The sequence below is a fragment of the Clostridium amazonense genome, from assembly GCF_056431285.1.
On sequence record NZ_JBWKMH010000015.1, the window covers coordinates 30,657 to 47,062 of the forward strand.

Sequence of the window (16,406 nt, forward strand, 5' to 3'; positions counted from 1 at the left end):
TTAGTAAAGAAGTTAACATTCTAAATTTAATAGCACAATAACTCATATTACAAATTTGCACCAATATAAGGAAAAAATTATATTATATATTATAGAAATAATATGGGAGATGATTATGTGCAAAATAATAATTCTAATAAAAATATTAATTTAAGTGATTTTGATTTAAAAAGTCTAGAATTATTAAATATTCAAAAAAATATGGGATTACTAGCTATATATGCAGATATTCTTTCATATATTTCTACACTAGAAAGTATCGACTTAGTTTATGCACAATATGATTCTAATGCTAAAAATGTTCCTAATCCAGATATACCAGCATTGCAAGCATCATATATTTTTATGCTTACAAGAATTGTTTTTACACAAATTGGATTTACTAAATATGATATGTTACTTGAAAGATCTAATAATGGAGACTATAAGTACTCACTAGATCCTAATAGAAAAATCAATATGGCAAATTTATTAGGAATTGTAGCAAATTCATACTCATTATCAGCAATTGAAGAGATTTATTTAAGAGAAAAAGATCAACCTATATTTGGTATATAGGTATGTATAATAATAATACGTTTAATTTGTTGTAAATTTATGAATTTTATTTATTAAGAAAGTATGAAATAACGTACTTATAAATTTAACTAAACACATATATAGTGTTGACGTAAAATATAATGAATGGTATTTTAATCCTGTAAAAAGGAGGGGTATCATGGAATTTTCGATTAGGGAATTTTCAGAAAAAGATGCAAAGGAGATTTGCAATTGGAGATATGACAATGAATATTCAATTTATAATTTACCTACATTTGAAATTGCTAAAGAATTAGGTTTTGGATTTACTGATGAATCAACTAGAAATAGAGAGTTTAAATCTTTATATAATGATGATAAATTAATTGGTTACTTTAGATTGGTTGAAAAAGAAAATGAATTTACATTTGGAATAGGGTTAAAACCTAATTATTGCGGAAAAGGACATAGTAAAAGTATTATGCCTATAATACTTGATTATACTAAAATTTATTGTAATAACAAACCTATTAAATTAATGGTTAGAAGTTTTAATAATAGAGCAATACATGTTTATAAAAGATTTGGATTTAAAGAATTAGATGTAAAAAGCATTAAAACGCCTCAAGAAAAAGCAGAATTTTTAATAATGATAAAATCATAAATAATAAATGTTCACATTAAAATAGAACATCTAACGTATAAGATGTTCTATTTTTTATCTTTATTCTTATTACACATTACATTTTTACAGTTACTTATAGAATACCATTCACAAAGAGAACAGATATCATCCATGATTTCTTCTGTAATATTTTCTTTAATGAAATTTACTATGTCATGATAATTATACTTTTTTTCTTCTAAGTTAAAATATTTTATAACTTTATTATCTATAGATTTAACTTTATTATTAGTATTGCATAAATTTAATCCCTTCATATTAGGGCAACTTTTACAAATATCATCAGTAGAAAATACTAATTCTATTATTGCATTTTTATCATTTTTTATTACATTAGTAATATAATTCATATTTTCTACAAATGATTTATCATATCCTTTGCCACCATATCCTTGGGTACACATTAAATGATGTGGTCTTAATTTCATTAGCTTAATACTCCTCTTATAGATTTATTTTCCCTAAGTTTTGCACCAATCAAAGTTGCTAAAATTGATTTTAGCACTCCTGTAAATATAAATGGAACTACACATAACATAAAAGATTTTCCAAGAGTAGAACTAGTTATAAATGAAAATTGGAGTGTACCTATAGCATAGTTTGCAATAGAACCTAAAATCATAGCTAAAAATAATATAAACTTATTATTAGTTTTTTCACATATAAATCCAATTATGAAAGCCATTAATGGGAATGATAATATAAACCCACCAGTTGGTCCTAAAATAATTTGTAGTCCACCTGCAAAAGATGCGAATACTGGAAGACCTATAGCCCCTAAAAGCATATATATGCATTGGGATATAAAGCTTCTTTTTGCACCTAAAAGTATTCCTGTTAAGGAAATTGCTAATGTTTGCATTGTAAGTGGAACACCTCCTGGAAATGGTATAGAAATTTGAGCAAGTATTGCAGTTATTGCAGCAAATAATGAGCAAATTATTAAATCTTTAGTCTTCATATAAAAACTCCTTTTAAATCAACAATAGTAAACTCGGAAAATCAACAAGGTTTACATATATAATTTAATATTTATTATTATATATGTCAAGTTTAAATAGCAATTTGTGGATAAGATTATTATTTTTATACGTCACTTGTATTAAAAGAATTGAATATTATAAAAATAAACTTAATTAAAAGGTGAGATAAAGTATGAATAAGACAGTAATAAATGCTATTTTAAAGAAGGGAAATCATATATTAAATAAGCTTAATAATGATACACTTAATGCACAAGAAGTAAATAATAATGTATTATATAAAATAATAAACTATAATAAAAACACGGAATATGGAAAGAAATATAATTACAGTAAAATTCATAATGTTGAAGATTTTATAAATAATGTACCATTAAACACTTATATGGATTTCAAATGTTATATAGATAAAATATATTGTGGTAAAAAAAATATTCTGACTAAAGATGATATAGCTTATTTTAGTCGTACTTCTGGAACTACTGGAAATCAAAAATTTATTCCAGTGACAAAAAATAGTAGAAAATGTGCAAAAAATTATATGGGTGCACTAACTGAAGTGGTAATATTTAATAATTTAAAAAGTAAGTGGTATTATGGTAAAGGCGTAATGTTAAGCGATATGGTAGTTAAAAGTAAAAGTGAAAATGGAATTCCAATAGGAGCAGCTACATCAGGTGGAATGAAATCTATTAAAAATATTATTCCACTAATATGGACAACACCTAGTGAGGTTTTAGAACTTGAAGATAAAGAAACTGCGTTATATTTGCATATACTTTTTGCATTAGCTAATAAGGATTTAACCTATATTGGTGCAACATTTATTTCAAGCATATTAGATTTTTTTAGAGTTATGGAAGAAAATTGGAACATATTAATTTATGATATTGGTAATGGAAAAGTTAATGAAAATTTAAATATAGATGAAGCTGTGAGAAAAAAACTAAACTCTTATTTGATACCTATGAAAATAAGGGCCAATAAGCTTAGGATAGAGGGAAGTAAAGGGTTTAAGGGCATAGCAAGAAGAGTATGGAATCACCTTATGGTAATAACTACTGTTACAGGAGGGCCTTTTAAAATTTATGATGATAAAGTTAAATACTATATTGAAAATGTACCTATATATTCAAGTGCCTATGCTGCATCAGAATGTACCATTGGAATAAATCTTTGTTTTAGCAAACCCAATTATGTAATAATACCAGATAGTGCTTTTTTTGAATTTATAAAAGTTAAAGATATGGATAGAGATAATATAAAAACGTATATGTTAAGTGAACTATCAATTGGGGAAGAATATGAAATTGTTATAACTAATAAGGCAGGTCTTTATAGATATAGAATGGGTGATATTGTTAAGGTTGTTGGATTTTATAATAATTCTCCAGAGGTAGAATTTCTCTATAGAAAAAATCAATGTTTAAATATGGTATCTGAAAAGACTACAGAAGAACACATAAATGTAGCTATAAATAACACTATGAAAAAACTTAATTTAGAAATGATTGATTATACTACAAGACCAGATAATTCTAGAACACCGGGGCGATATATATTTTATATTGAATTAAAAGTTAATAAATGTTCAAAGTTAATTATAGAAAATAAATTAGATAGCGAATTAAAATTTAGCAATAAAGCGTATGAGAGATTTAGAGATTATAATAAGCTAAATAAGCCAAAAGTTATTTTATTGCCTACAAAAAGTTTTGAAAAAATAAAATTATATATGATAAGTAAAGGAACTTCTAAATATCAATTAAAAATCCCTCGAGTAATTAATAAAGAAGAATTGATAAAATTTATTGAAAATATATAGATGTTTTGAAGTTACAACAATAATATATAGATAATAAATATTGCTTTGCTTTTAAATTATTAAAAAAATGTAGGATTTTATGATATAATTATTAAGTCAATTTTTAAATTGATATGTTAAGTTTTAAAGTATTAGGAGGAGATATATAATGTTTACTAAGGAAGAATTATTAGTAATTAAAGATGCAGTTAAAATTGCGGACAAAGAATATATTAGATTAATTGATATGCATAAAAATAATAAGAATAATATGGTTGCTTACAATAAAAAGCAAAAAAAATTATGGAGACTTGAAAATAAATTAAATAAAATATTAGATGAAAAATTATATGAAGAGTAGAGTGTAGAAAGAATTATGTAGTAAATAAGATGAATTTACTACATAATTCTTTTATTTTTAACAATTAATACTATGAAATTATTTAATGCGACTTAATATTACATAATTTCCAATAAAAATACTACTTTTCAAATAAATATATAAAGTTCTTATAAATTTCCACGAAAATAGAAAGTGATTTTAAAGAAAAGGAGACGTAAATATGGACATAAGAAAAAAAGCATTTATAAACATTATTATATTGTTTATTGTATTGTTTATATTTTCATCCATTTGTGGGTGGGGAGTTATAAGCCAAGAAGCTGTTAATATGAGTGCAGAAGAAGGGACTAAAACACTTAGATCAATAGTGACTATGATTGATAAAAATAAATTACAGGAAGTTACAAAGTCAAAAAGTATAGAAGATGAATATTATGTTAGACTTGAAGGGCAATTAACTGACATTGTAAATGAAAATAACTTAATGTACTTATATACATATAATGAAAATCAGGAAAATGGTATAGAGTATGGTGTAGTTGCTAATTCTTTCGCTGATGGTACACTTGATACTTTAGGATTAGTTATGGATCCTAATGATGTTGTAGATGAGATGAAAAAGGCCTTAGATGGAAAAGAATCTTACACAAAAGTAATGAATAATGAAGAATGGGGAAAATACATGTCATGCTTTGTTCCAATTAAAGATGATAATGGAAAAGTGTTAGGAGCATTGGCGGCAGATATTCCTCAAAAAGAGGTTTCAGCTAGAGCATTTAAAATACTAGTTAAAGTTCAAGCAATTTTAGGGTTAGTTTGTCTTATAGTAGCACTTGGTGCATATGCATTTATTATAAAATTTATAACAAAGCCTATAAATGAACTAAAAAATAACCTTACATTAATGTCAAAAGGTGATTTTTCAGTAAAAGTTAATGAAAACTTTTTAAAGAAAAAAGATGAGATTGGTCTTATAGCATCAGCTATAGAACATACTAGGGAAAGTATAAAAAATATTGTATTAAACATAAAAGATGAAAGTAATATGATTAATCAATCTATCGAAGAAACTTATGATAATATTTATAATCTGACTAAGGAAGTTAATGAAATAGCAACAGTATCACAAAATGTTTCTGAAGCTATGGAAGAAACAACTGCATCAGTAGAACAAATGCAATCAGACTCATCAATTGTTAATAATGTTATTAAGGAAATTGAAGAAGATGCAGCTAGTGGAGTAAATAAAAGTGATTGTATAACTAAAAATTCTAGAGATTTAAGTAACACAGTAACTAATTCTAAGGAAAATGTTGATAAAATATACTCAGAAGTTCAAAGTAATTTAAGATCATCTATGCAAAAAGCTAATGATATAAAAGTAATAATGGAATGTACTGATATGATTGTAGAAATTAGTGAACAAACAAATTTACTTGCATTAAATGCATCTATCGAAGCAGCTAGAGCAGGAGAAAATGGAAAAGGATTTTCTGTTGTTGCAGATGAAGTAAGGAAACTTGCAGAAGAGTCAAAGAAGGTAAGCTCATTAATTGAAGAAAAGGCTATTTTGGCTGTTGATTCTGTTGAGAAACTAGTTGATGACTCAAAAAAAGTTCTTAATTTCTTAGATACAAAAGTTCTTAAAGATTATGAAATGTTTTTAGAAACAGGAAATCAATATGTAGATGATTCTGGTACAATGACAGGATTATTTAATAATTTCTTTGAATCAACAAATGAATTAAATGAAACAGTTACATCTATAGGAAAATCAATAGATGATGTAGTTTTAGTTACTAATACAACAGCGGAAGAAGTTACTGGTATTAGTAAAAACATAAGTAATATCAATGATAAATCTGAAGATATTTTCACTCAAATTCAAAATACAAAAACAAGAAGTAATAACTTACAGGAATTAGTTAAAGATTTAAAAATATAGAATAGAAGGTATGTAAATTTGGAAAAACTTTTTACAAAAGATAAAATTAATTTAGGTCGTCAAAATGAATTAGATTTAGCTAAGGGATTAGCTATTATATTTATGATACTTGTTCATACAAATGAAGTTTTTTTAGCTCCAAAAGTAGAATTAGGTAGCTACAATAGAATTATTGAATTTATTGGTAGTCCACCAGCTGCTCCAATATTTATGATGTTGCTTGGAGCTGGAATAATATACTCAAAGAAAAGTGATGCAAAAACATTGTTTAAGAGAGGTATATGGCTATTTTTATTAGGATATATTTTAAATTTCATTAGAGATTTTATTCCATATACTATATTAGCAAAAGTTAGTGGTGATATGAGCTATATTCAAACAGGATGGACCTTATGGTGGGGTAATGATATTTTACCTTTTGCAGGAATAGCTTTCATGTTTTTTGCTGTTATAAAGAAATTCAATGTTAAAAATATAACACTTTTTATACTTTGGTGTGTATTTGCTACATTAAATATGTTCTTAAGAGGAATTTCTTTTGAAAATGGATTTGTTAATGGATTTTTTAGATTAATTTGGGGAACAGATACTTATGCCTGGTTTCCATTTTTATCTTGGATTACATTTCCCATACTAGGATATTTCTTTGCACAATTACTTATAAGATGTACAAATAAGGATTTATTTTATAAAAATATATTTATGGTAACGGCTCCACTTTCAATTCCTTTATGGATTTATTCTTATATAAATAATGTTAAATTTGGAGCTTTTGGTGAATTATATCAAACAGAATATTATCATCACGATATAATGGGGAATATTGTTCTATGCACATTTGCATTGTTTTGGATAAGCCTTTGCTATTTTGCATCAAAACATCTTCCTAAAATAATACAAAAAGCTATGGCTAGGTATAGTAAAAATTGTAATTTAATGTATTGTGTCCATTGGATTCTTTTAAGATACTTAATGTTAATTATTGAAGAATTATCATGTATGCCTGCAAAACTTTTATGTATATCTATAGCTGTTTTTGTTGCAACCGATATAATTTGTATTACAATTGGAAAATATAAGACAAAAAAGCGCAATCTAAAAATGGCTTTATCATAAATTTATAATGAAAGGGTAATATACTATGATGTTAGTGTATTATCCTTTTTATAATTCACAGATAAATATAAAAAAATCACTCACTTCTTAAATTTGGGTGTGAGTGATAGGATTAAAATCAATCCTAAAAAAGTTTATAGTGTCAATAATATTCTAATATAATTATTCATTTGGCTTTTTATATCCCCATACATAAAAATATTCAAGTGGTATATCTCTCATAATTAAATCATGGTCCTTTATTTCATAAGTGAAAAATTTAAATTGACGTGTAGTTACAGTACCTACTACTTCTGCTTTATATCCATAAGGCTCAAAAAAAGGATTATCTACTACTAAAGTTTGAATTGTTGGTGGTGAAAAATAGAAAGGAGTATCAAACTTTACTATATAAACGCCAGTTGCCTCATGAGTAACTTTAAAGCCAGTTCCATCTAAAATTGAACCGTCAGCAGCTATAGATCCATCTATAAATCTTGTTTTTACTTCATTTTCTAATCCATACATTGCACCAACCTCCTTTGGTAGAATAATGCTACCTAAATCATCAATACGTCTTATAACTCCTGATGTTTTCATTTTTATAAATACACCTCTTTATTAATCTATCATACCTTCTGCTGAAAAATTAACATCAAAATCTTTTAAATACATTTTAGTTGGTTCCATTTGAATAGTAAAATATTTAAATGAATTAAGATTTCTTGAAATTATTTTAGTGGTTGCACCTTGAACTTGGTCAGAAATAGTCATTTTTATTTCAGGTGGTTGATAAAAAAAAGGATGTTCGAATTCAACTATATAAACTCCAGTTGATACATATTTAACAGAAAATCCATCACCTTTAAATTCACCTGAACCACTTATTTTCCCTTCTACTTTGTGAATTATTGGAACACCTGAATAACTTGACATATTATAGCCTCCTTAGTTTATTATATTATTAATTTTAATTTATAATATAAAGGATTTCTTTACTTTTAGTGTAATTTTAAATTGTAAAATAAATTTAATTAAATATAGAAACCCTACAAACAATATATGATTTACAACTGTTTATAGTGCATTATTTAATAAAAATTTATTTTAACAGTATAACTTTGTAAAATTACATTTTTACATAAATAAATATAAAATAATACATCATTAAAATAATTTGTATAAATTTATTCTAATAGTGTATGTAAATTGTAATAAAACAGTATAATTAGAATAGTTGATTGTAATAATTTTAGAAGAAGGTGTGGTAGACATGAAAAATGTTAATAGTGAACAAGATGTTTTAGATACAATAAATAATAACACCATGACAGTTGTCTATTTTAGTGGTAAAGATTGTGGTGCATGTGATGTTATAAAGACTAAAGTTGAAAATATATTAAAATATTATCCTAAAATTGAAAATGTAGAGATAGATGGTGAAAACAATATTAAATTATCTGCTCAATTTAATGTTTTTTCATTGCCAATATTTTTATTATATATAAATGGAAAAGAAACATTACGTATTGGTAGAAATATTGATTTATTAGAGCTCGAAAGTAAAATAAAGCGATATTACAATATGTTATTTTAATTTTTTTTACGAATATATACTTAAAAAATAAGAACTTTAATTTCATAATAAATTAAAGTTCTTATTTTTATAAAAGCATTTTATGTTTTATAGACCAGTATAGTGATATTCATCTTTCCAAACTAAGTCTGTAGTAATTTTAAAGTCTTCAAAACTATCTGAAGTATTGTAATATATATTTACAACAGTAAATTTAGAGCAAAGTTCTTTACTTATAATTATTTTAAAATCATCAACTTCAAATATTAAATCATTTTGGTTAGCATTGTCTAAAGTAATATAAAAAATAGCACCACTACAAGCTATATCTTTTAAATAAACTCTAAATGTTTTTGAATTAGTCAAATTTTTTTCACATAATTTATTTAATGCTAATTTTGCGGAATTTGTTATGTTTATTATCATATTGAATACCTCCATAAATTTATATTTTAGCTATTATAGTATTTGCATTGTTATTAAAAAAATAAATATGACGTTCTTATTTTATACTAATATATTGTTTAATTATTGTATAGTGGTTACGAAAAAGTACCTAATTGAGAAGAATAAATGACTTTGATATAGTAATAACATAAACAAAAGGAAGGTTTAATAAGATATAAAAATCGCATTAATGAGGGTAAAATATATGAATAATAAGTTGACATATAAGCTACAAGATATAGTTGTAAAAAATCAATATGTAGAAGTTATAATAAAAAATAAAATTAAAGATGAAGAAATTAGTATTAAGGATGCACATATATTCTTTAGATATGAACCTAAAAAAGATATAGGCTATTTAAGTTTTGGTAAGTCTAAAGAAAGCACTGTATGTGAAGTTAATGATGAGAGTATAAATGAAGTAATTGTATATGATGATTCTTTAAGTATAGAAACTAATGAAAAGATTTATTATTGTTATAAAGATAAAGACAAAATCTACTTTTAAGATTTTAAATATTAGATTACAACACTATATATAAGATATAAAAAGGAGAAACTAAAAATGGCTAAAGTAATAAAAATAAATGAATTTGAAAACTTAGTAGAAAACAAAGAAGGCGTAGTTGTAGTTGATTTCTTTGCAACTTGGTGTGGTCCATGTAAAATGCTATCACCAGTGTTTAGTTCACTAGGAGAAGAAATGAAATTTAAAACAGATTTTTTAAAAGTTGATATAGATGAAAGTGAAATTTTAGGAAGAGGATTTAAAGTAAATACAGTACCCACAGTAATAATATTTGAAAATGGACAGGAAATGGATAGGTTAATAGGTTTTATACCTAAAGAAAACCTAAAAGAAAAGGTAGAATCATATTTATAGTTTTAATACTTGAATAAAGTTATTGTTAAGAAGAATAGATTAAATCTATTCTTCTTTTGTGTCTTAGTTTTAAGTAGTTGATTATTTATATTAAATAAGCTATGTTTAAATTAGTCCAATCAATGGAGAAAGGAATGAAAGTAGGGTTTAGATATGTAATAGATAAAAGGGATACAAAGACTCTCAATTCTATGCTAAATGTATATAAATCAAAGGTTAATATTAATAATTTGAAAGGTGATAAAGATAATGAATAAAGTAATTAATATTAAAAACTTTACTAAAAGTTATGGTAGTTCAAGAGGTGTTATTGATTTAAATTTATTTGTTGAAAAAGGAGATATATTTGGATTTATGGGTCCTAATGGAGCAGGAAAATCAACAACTATTAGAAGTATCTTAGGACTTATATCACCAACAAGTGGAGAAATTGAAGTGTTTGGTAAAAATAATAAAAATAATTTAACGGATATTTTAAAAAGAATTGGATATATGCCTTCAGAGGCAATGTTTTATCCTAATATGAAAGTTTGCGATGTTATAAAATTAGCAGCAGACATCCACAAAAAGGATTGTAGTATGGAGGCAGAAATATTATGCAAAAGACTAAAAGTAGATAAAAAGAAAAGGATAAGTGAGCTATCTTTAGGAAATAGAAAAAAAGTTAGTATTATTTGTGCAATGCAACATAAACCAGAATTATATATATTTGATGAGCCAACATCTGGACTTGATCCACTTATGCAACAAGAGTTTTTTAATTTAATTAAGGAAAGAAATGAAGAGGGATCAACAATATTTTTATCATCACATGTACTTGGAGAAATTCAAAGATATTGTAATAAAGTTGCAATTATAAAAGAAGGAAAACTTGTTAAGGTAGATACTGTAGAATCACTTTCAAAAACAAAATCAAGAAGAGTTACTATATATGGTATAAATAATATTGAAAAATTAGATGAAATATATGATGTTACTGTTAGTAGTGAAAGTATAAGTTTTTTATATAATGGAGAAATGTCAATTCTAATTAATTCATTAAATGGTATTAATATAAAGGATATTATAATTGAAGAACCGTCACTGGAAGAGATATTTATGCATTTTTATGATGGAGGTGTTAATTAGTGATTATTTTAAAACATGAAATGAAAATGTCATTAAAAACCTTAATGATTTGGTCAATGTCAGTTGCAATTATGATTTTAGCATTCATACTCATGTTTCCAGGGCTTAAAGATTCTATGTCAGATATGGCTAATAAATTTTCTTCTATGGGAGGTTTTTCAGATGCATTTGGTCTTGATAAACTTAATATTGGAACAATAATGGGCTTTTATGGCACAGAGATAGGAACAGTTTTTGCTATTTGTGGTTCAATGTTTGCTGCTATAATTGCTGGAAGTGTTTTATCTAAAGAAGAAGAAGGTCATACAGCTGAATTTCTTTTTACATTGCCATGTAGTAGAAAAAGTGTAGTTCTTCAAAAAGGAATTGCTGTTATATGTAATATATTAATATTTAATGCTATTTGCATAGTAATTTCATTAATCTCTTTTAAAATAATAGGAGAAGATATTTTATATAAAGAGTTTTTTTCATATCATTTAACACAACTTATTATGCAATTTGAAATTGGGGCAGTTACATTTGCTATTTCATCTTTTCAAAAAAACACAAGTGTAGTATTAGGAATTGGTTTTGCTTTAATACTATATTTTTTAGATATGATTGTAAGAATAATTCCTAATACAGAAATATTAAAATATTTTACTCCATTTTATTATGCAAATGCTGCTGATATATTAAGTGGTGGTAAGCCACATTTAAATCTTATATTTCTAGGAATATTTGTTACATTTTTAATGATAACTATAGCTTTTAGTAAGTATACAAGAAAAGACTTAAAATCATAAATAACAAAAAGCTTTAATGTGTATTATGACGATTATTTCTTCATTTATTATTTTTGGTCATGTAGAAATTATAATAATTGCTTATGGATTTTAAACCATTGAAAATGTAGATGAAATTATGGAAAAATAATAAATTAGTTATAGATACAATGATTAATTATATAGAAGAAAGATTGTAAAGCTAAAACCATAACCTCTATTATGAAAATTATTATACTAAAGGCTATGATTTTAGCTTTATTTTTTAAATAGTCCTATTTTATAATTTCTACATTTATCATTTTTAGAAAAAATTCCAACAATAAACAATGAAGAACCTAATCCTACTAAAAATCCCTTTATAAATTCAGGAAGTATATTAAAACAGTTTGATAGTAAAAATATGGCATAAAATAATATACCAAACCTTATATAATTGTTTGAACTTTTCATAGTAGTATAACCTCCATTAAATAAAAAAAATATCAAATATACAGTATGAAAACAAAAATATTCCAATAACTAGCGATATATACCAAACTAAAGTTGTGTTTTTCAAAACTTCATTGCATTCTTTATTAGTTTTTATATTCAGTAAATTACTAATAGATATCATCATTAAAACAATAGGCATCATTAAATCATGATACTTATCTACAAATAAAGTAAATATAAGCATAATGAACAAAATAATAATAAATATCATATAAAAAATTTTTAAATTCTTCTTCATGTCGTTCACCTAACATTTCTTCAAATAATAAAGTTTAAATCCAACTTTTATAAAACTTAAAAGAAACAACACCATAACAAGGGTATAAAAAACTATTTCATTAAAAAATCCAGAAATTATAGTAAGAAAAGCAATTAAAATTAAAGAAACAGTAGAGCTACTTGAAGAAGTTTTGCTTAAAATATGCTTTTTTCTTTCATCATTTTCTTCAATATAAAGTTTTTTAAGTTCATCATTGCTATTTAAAGCTTTTCTATATCTAATAATACCAAGTACAAATAGTAATTCTAGTCCTACAAAGAAACCAGTTTGAAAACCTTGTATTCTTCCACTAGCTATTTTACTTGTATTTGCAAATAAGTTAAGTTTAGTTGAATAATAATTTATAAATGCAATAAAAATGCATGCAATTATATTAAAAGTTATTAATAATATCATCTTTAGTTTAATTGATTTTTTAAAACTATCCATTTAAATCTCCTCCACATCTGAAAAATCAAATACTTCTTCTATAGAAAGTTTAAAATATTTAGAAATTTTATATGCTAAAACAAGGGAAGCTGTATATTTTTCACGTTCTATAGATGTAATTGTTTGTCTTGTAACACCAACAGCCTGTGCTAATTCTTCTTGCGAAATTTTATTTTTCTTTCGTAATTCTTGAATTTTAGTTTTCAAAGCAATCCTCCTTTGTAAAGTTAACTTTACAATTTAAGTATAGTATACTTTGCACAAAATGTAAAGCTTACTTTGCAATATTAATTTTATAGGATATTGAATTAACATTGCAAAGTGAGGTATTATAGGGTTCTAAGTTGAAAATTTAAACAACACATTTATCAATTGAAAATTTTTTTCTTTCAATTGATAATTTTAATTCTAAATTTTAATATATATTTTTTATTGACATTTGACGGTGAACAATGAATGAAAAAATCACAATAAGACTGTTGGAATTTCAAATTGTAATGAGAAAAGGAGGTATATATTATAATTGTTTTAATAATATAATTTTCATTAAAAGTGCTTACATTTTTGATATGGTCACTTTTAATGAAAATTTTTAAGCAAATGTTTATATGTTAAATATTACTATGTCTTAAAAGAAACTTTTGGAATTCCTTTGAAGCTAAACTATGAGGATGTTGTGTATCGTATATTAGACTGATATATCGATTAGGAAGAATTTCTTTAAGATTAATCTGAAATACTTCACCTTTTTTTATTGATTCAAAGGCCATGTCTTCTGGAATAAATCCAAGGCCTAAATTATGTTTAACCATTGGAAGTATTAAATCTGATGTAGCAGATTCAATACTTGGAGATAATAAAAGTTTATTACGCCTAAATACATCTTCCATAAAGTCTCTTGATTTTGTTCCATTAGAAAAACTTATAATAGGATAATCTATTAAATCTTTTAAAGAAATACATTTATCTTTAAGATGGCAGAAAGTATTTCCTGCAATTAATATATCTTGAATAGTTTTTAGGTTTGTATAATTCATATTAGGATATATAGTAAAAGGAGTTGCAGTAACAGCCATATCAACAACTCCGTTTTTTAATGAATCTATAGCTTCATCTGTTGAAAAATTATTAATTTTAAACTTTACATTTGGGTATTTAAGATGAAACTTATCTAATTCATCAAATAGAAAACAGTGAAGAGCAGTTTCTGTTGTACCTAAATATACTATACCACCATCTAAACTGATTGAATTAATAAGTTCAGATTCACCTTTAAGAAATTGTTCACATCCTATAGCTACATATTCATATAGTTGCTCACCTTCGGGTGTTAATTCAATGCCACGATTATTTCGTGTAAAAAGTCTACAACCAAGCTGATGTTCTAGATTATGTATGGTGTGACTAACTGAAGATTGACTTGTTAATAAAACATTTGCTGCTTTAGTAAAATTTTTATATTTACAAACATAATAAAAAACTTTGTAATAATCATAACTTATCATAGTGAGCCTCCTGACATGAAAAAAATTCATAATAAGTATATTATATTATCATTTTACAATATATTGAATAAATTTTATACTTATATTATGTATAGGATTACAAATAACTTTAGGGGGAACTATAAATGAATAAGGATTTAACCGTTGGAAAACCAGAAGTGGTTTTATGGAAATTTTCTCTTCCGCTCTTTGGAAGTATTATATTTCAACAGTTATATAATATTGCAGATAGCCTTGTAGCAGGAAAGTTTGTTGGTGAAAATGCACTTGCAGCAGTAGGAAATTCATATGAAATAACATTAATTTATATTGCATTTGCATTTGGTTGCAATATTGGTTGTTCAGTTATTGTATCACAATTATTTGGTGCTAAAAAATGGTCAGAATTAAAAACTGCAGTAAATACTACATTAATTTCAAGTGGAGTTTTATGTTTAACTTTAATGATACTTGGATTTTTATTATGTCCTTTTTTATTACATTTAATTAATACACCAAGTGAAATATTTGATGATTCAATGCTTTACTTAAATATATACACAGGTGGACTTATATTCTTATTTTTCTATAATATAGCTACAGGAATATTCTCAGCAATGGGGGATTCTAAAACACCATTTATATTTTTAGCAATATCATCTACAGCAAATGTGTTTATAGATATCTTATTTGTAAAAGCTTTTAATATGGGTATTGCAGGTGTTGCATGGGCTACATTTTTGTGTCAAGGTGTAAGTTGTCTTTTAGCACTTGTCACAGTTTTTAAAAGATTATCAACAATACATACAGAGAAAAAGAGCAAGATTTTTTCTGTAAAAATATTTAAAAAGATTTCAGCTATAGCTATTCCAAGTATACTTCAACAAAGTTTTATTTCAGTTGGGAATATAATTATTCAAGGAATTATTAATAGTTATGGAGCAAGTGTTATTGCTGGATATTCAGCATCTATAAAGCTTAATAATCTTGTAATTACATCTTTTTCAACCCTTGGAAATGGAATGTCAAACTTTGTGGCACAAAATATAGGAGCAAATAAACAGGAACGTATAAAAAAAGGTTTCCGTGGTGGACTTATAATGGTATATGTAATTTCCATACCAATAGTAATACTTTATTTTATATTTGGAAGAAGTATGGTGCATATATTTATGAATCAAAGTACTGGAGATGCTATAGATACTGGTATTCAGTTTTTAAAAATTGTTTCACCATTTTATTTTGTAGTATCTACAAAATTAATTGCAGATGGAGTATTAAGAGGCGCTGGTGCAATGAAATTATTTATGTTTGCAACTTTTACTGATTTAATTTTAAGAGTTGTACTTGCAAAAGTTTTATCAATGGAATTTGGAGTTATTGGAATATGGTATGCATGGCCAATTGGTTGGGCAATTGGAACTATTTTATCTGTTATATTTTACAAAAAAGGCCATTGGCATAAACAGTTAGTAGATGTTAGTGTATAGAGATAATTAATTAATTTCTTATACAAAATTAGTAAATACTTAAAACCTTTAAA

Annotated in this window: 23 protein-coding genes; 13 read left to right on the forward strand and 10 right to left on the reverse strand. The window is 25.1% G+C overall.

Translation table 11 applies throughout. From position 1 onward, the window contains the following. The first annotated feature begins 117 nt into the window (after nucleotides 1-117). Both AC07E4_RS07610 and AC07E4_RS07615 read left to right on the forward strand, forming a co-directional pair. The gene (locus AC07E4_RS07610) at nucleotides 118-558 is read left to right on the forward strand and encodes a hypothetical protein (protein WP_478216056.1); all 441 of its coding nucleotides are present in this window, start codon (nucleotides 118-120) and stop codon (nucleotides 556-558) included. A 160-nt stretch (nucleotides 559-718) separates the two neighbouring features. Next, on the forward strand, nucleotides 719-1,183 hold the full coding sequence (locus tag AC07E4_RS07615) for a GNAT family N-acetyltransferase (protein WP_478216057.1): 465 nt from the start codon (nucleotides 719-721) through the stop codon (nucleotides 1,181-1,183). A 47-nt stretch (nucleotides 1,184-1,230) separates the two neighbouring features. Here AC07E4_RS07615 and AC07E4_RS07620 read toward each other — a convergent pair whose 3' ends face one another. After that, nucleotides 1,231-1,632 carry a DUF1284 domain-containing protein gene (locus AC07E4_RS07620; RefSeq protein WP_478216058.1) on the reverse strand — a complete coding sequence of 134 codons (402 nt, stop codon included), beginning with the start codon at nucleotides 1,630-1,632 and terminating at the stop codon, nucleotides 1,231-1,233. Next, complete coding sequence (locus tag AC07E4_RS07625) at nucleotides 1,632-2,165, reverse strand: biotin transporter BioY (RefSeq protein ID WP_040327364.1); 534 nt, start codon at nucleotides 2,163-2,165, stop codon at nucleotides 1,632-1,634. The genes AC07E4_RS07620 and AC07E4_RS07625 overlap by 1 nt, the downstream gene beginning before the upstream one ends. Nucleotides 2,166-2,359: 194 nt before the next feature. Between AC07E4_RS07625 and AC07E4_RS07630 the strand changes: the two genes are divergently transcribed. The 4 genes from AC07E4_RS07630 to AC07E4_RS07645 all read left to right on the forward strand — a co-directional run bounded on the left by AC07E4_RS07630 (nucleotide 2,360) and on the right by AC07E4_RS07645 (nucleotide 7,395). After that, complete coding sequence (locus AC07E4_RS07630) at nucleotides 2,360-4,012, forward strand: GH3 auxin-responsive promoter family protein (RefSeq protein ID WP_478216059.1); 1,653 nt, start codon at nucleotides 2,360-2,362, stop codon at nucleotides 4,010-4,012. A gap of 148 nt (nucleotides 4,013-4,160) precedes the next feature. Next, complete coding sequence (locus tag AC07E4_RS07635) at nucleotides 4,161-4,352, forward strand: hypothetical protein (protein ID WP_040327366.1); 192 nt, start codon at nucleotides 4,161-4,163, stop codon at nucleotides 4,350-4,352. Nucleotides 4,353-4,554: 202 nt separating this feature from the next. After that, nucleotides 4,555-6,279 (forward strand): methyl-accepting chemotaxis protein, encoded by a 1,725-nt coding sequence (locus tag AC07E4_RS07640; RefSeq protein WP_040327367.1) that lies wholly within the window; start codon nucleotides 4,555-4,557, stop codon nucleotides 6,277-6,279. Between the two features lie 18 nt (nucleotides 6,280-6,297). Further along, nucleotides 6,298-7,395 carry an acyltransferase family protein gene (locus tag AC07E4_RS07645; protein WP_430828819.1) on the forward strand — a complete coding sequence of 366 codons (1,098 nt, stop codon included), beginning with the start codon at nucleotides 6,298-6,300 and terminating at the stop codon, nucleotides 7,393-7,395. A gap of 162 nt (nucleotides 7,396-7,557) precedes the next feature. Here AC07E4_RS07645 and AC07E4_RS07650 read toward each other — a convergent pair whose 3' ends face one another. Further along, nucleotides 7,558-7,974 (reverse strand): hypothetical protein, encoded by a 417-nt coding sequence (locus tag AC07E4_RS07650; protein ID WP_430828820.1) that lies wholly within the window; start codon nucleotides 7,972-7,974, stop codon nucleotides 7,558-7,560. A 21-nt stretch (nucleotides 7,975-7,995) separates the two neighbouring features. Continuing rightward, complete coding sequence (locus AC07E4_RS07655; RefSeq protein WP_478216060.1) at nucleotides 7,996-8,310, reverse strand: hypothetical protein; 315 nt, start codon at nucleotides 8,308-8,310, stop codon at nucleotides 7,996-7,998. Between the two features lie 337 nt (nucleotides 8,311-8,647). Here AC07E4_RS07655 and AC07E4_RS07660 point away from each other — a divergent pair, with 337 nt between their 5' ends. Then, complete coding sequence (locus AC07E4_RS07660; RefSeq protein WP_478216061.1) at nucleotides 8,648-8,971, forward strand: thioredoxin family protein; 324 nt, start codon at nucleotides 8,648-8,650, stop codon at nucleotides 8,969-8,971. A gap of 87 nt (nucleotides 8,972-9,058) precedes the next feature. Here AC07E4_RS07660 and AC07E4_RS07665 read toward each other — a convergent pair whose 3' ends face one another. Further along, entirely contained in the window at nucleotides 9,059-9,376 is a 318-nt protein-coding gene (locus AC07E4_RS07665; protein WP_478216062.1) for an iron-sulfur cluster assembly accessory protein, read from the reverse strand. A gap of 226 nt (nucleotides 9,377-9,602) precedes the next feature. On the opposite strand from AC07E4_RS07665, the gene AC07E4_RS07670 reads away from it, so the two are divergent. The 5 genes from AC07E4_RS07670 (at nucleotide 9,603) to AC07E4_RS07690 (ending at nucleotide 12,196) form a co-directional block, all read left to right on the forward strand. After that, on the forward strand, nucleotides 9,603-9,905 hold the full coding sequence (locus AC07E4_RS07670; protein ID WP_478216063.1) for a hypothetical protein: 303 nt from the start codon (nucleotides 9,603-9,605) through the stop codon (nucleotides 9,903-9,905). A 57-nt stretch (nucleotides 9,906-9,962) separates the two neighbouring features. Continuing rightward, nucleotides 9,963-10,280, forward strand: coding sequence for a thioredoxin (gene trxA / locus AC07E4_RS07675; protein WP_478216064.1), 318 nt, complete (start codon nucleotides 9,963-9,965; stop codon nucleotides 10,278-10,280). A 134-nt stretch (nucleotides 10,281-10,414) separates the two neighbouring features. After that, nucleotides 10,415-10,537 carry a hypothetical protein gene (locus AC07E4_RS07680; protein ID WP_278245505.1) on the forward strand — a complete coding sequence of 41 codons (123 nt, stop codon included), beginning with the start codon at nucleotides 10,415-10,417 and terminating at the stop codon, nucleotides 10,535-10,537. After that, nucleotides 10,530-11,408, forward strand: a complete 879-nt coding sequence (locus AC07E4_RS07685) for an ABC transporter ATP-binding protein (protein WP_040327374.1) — start codon at nucleotides 10,530-10,532, stop codon at nucleotides 11,406-11,408. The genes AC07E4_RS07680 and AC07E4_RS07685 overlap by 8 nt, the downstream gene beginning before the upstream one ends. Then, on the forward strand, nucleotides 11,408-12,196 hold the full coding sequence (locus AC07E4_RS07690; RefSeq protein ID WP_478216065.1) for an ABC transporter permease subunit: 789 nt from the start codon (nucleotides 11,408-11,410) through the stop codon (nucleotides 12,194-12,196). The genes AC07E4_RS07685 and AC07E4_RS07690 overlap by 1 nt, the downstream gene beginning before the upstream one ends. Before the next feature lie 237 nt (nucleotides 12,197-12,433). Here AC07E4_RS07690 and AC07E4_RS07695 read toward each other — a convergent pair whose 3' ends face one another. From AC07E4_RS07695 to AC07E4_RS07715, 5 genes are all read right to left on the reverse strand, one after another. Continuing rightward, nucleotides 12,434-12,628 carry a hypothetical protein gene (locus AC07E4_RS07695; RefSeq protein ID WP_040327376.1) on the reverse strand — a complete coding sequence of 65 codons (195 nt, stop codon included), beginning with the start codon at nucleotides 12,626-12,628 and terminating at the stop codon, nucleotides 12,434-12,436. Nucleotides 12,629-12,644: 16 nt separating this feature from the next. Further along, nucleotides 12,645-12,908, reverse strand: coding sequence for a hypothetical protein (locus tag AC07E4_RS07700; RefSeq protein ID WP_040327377.1), 264 nt, complete (start codon nucleotides 12,906-12,908; stop codon nucleotides 12,645-12,647). A 9-nt stretch (nucleotides 12,909-12,917) separates the two neighbouring features. After that, on the reverse strand, nucleotides 12,918-13,379 hold the full coding sequence (locus tag AC07E4_RS07705) for a hypothetical protein (RefSeq protein ID WP_051540131.1): 462 nt from the start codon (nucleotides 13,377-13,379) through the stop codon (nucleotides 12,918-12,920). Next, nucleotides 13,380-13,586, reverse strand: coding sequence for a helix-turn-helix transcriptional regulator (locus AC07E4_RS07710; RefSeq protein WP_040327378.1), 207 nt, complete (start codon nucleotides 13,584-13,586; stop codon nucleotides 13,380-13,382). Between the two features lie 404 nt (nucleotides 13,587-13,990). Further along, on the reverse strand, nucleotides 13,991-14,884 hold the full coding sequence (locus AC07E4_RS07715; RefSeq protein ID WP_040327379.1) for a LysR family transcriptional regulator: 894 nt from the start codon (nucleotides 14,882-14,884) through the stop codon (nucleotides 13,991-13,993). Between the two features lie 125 nt (nucleotides 14,885-15,009). Here AC07E4_RS07715 and AC07E4_RS07720 point away from each other — a divergent pair, with 125 nt between their 5' ends. After that, nucleotides 15,010-16,353 (forward strand): MATE family efflux transporter, encoded by a 1,344-nt coding sequence (locus AC07E4_RS07720; protein ID WP_040327380.1) that lies wholly within the window; start codon nucleotides 15,010-15,012, stop codon nucleotides 16,351-16,353. Nucleotides 16,354-16,406: the final 53 nt, after the last annotated feature.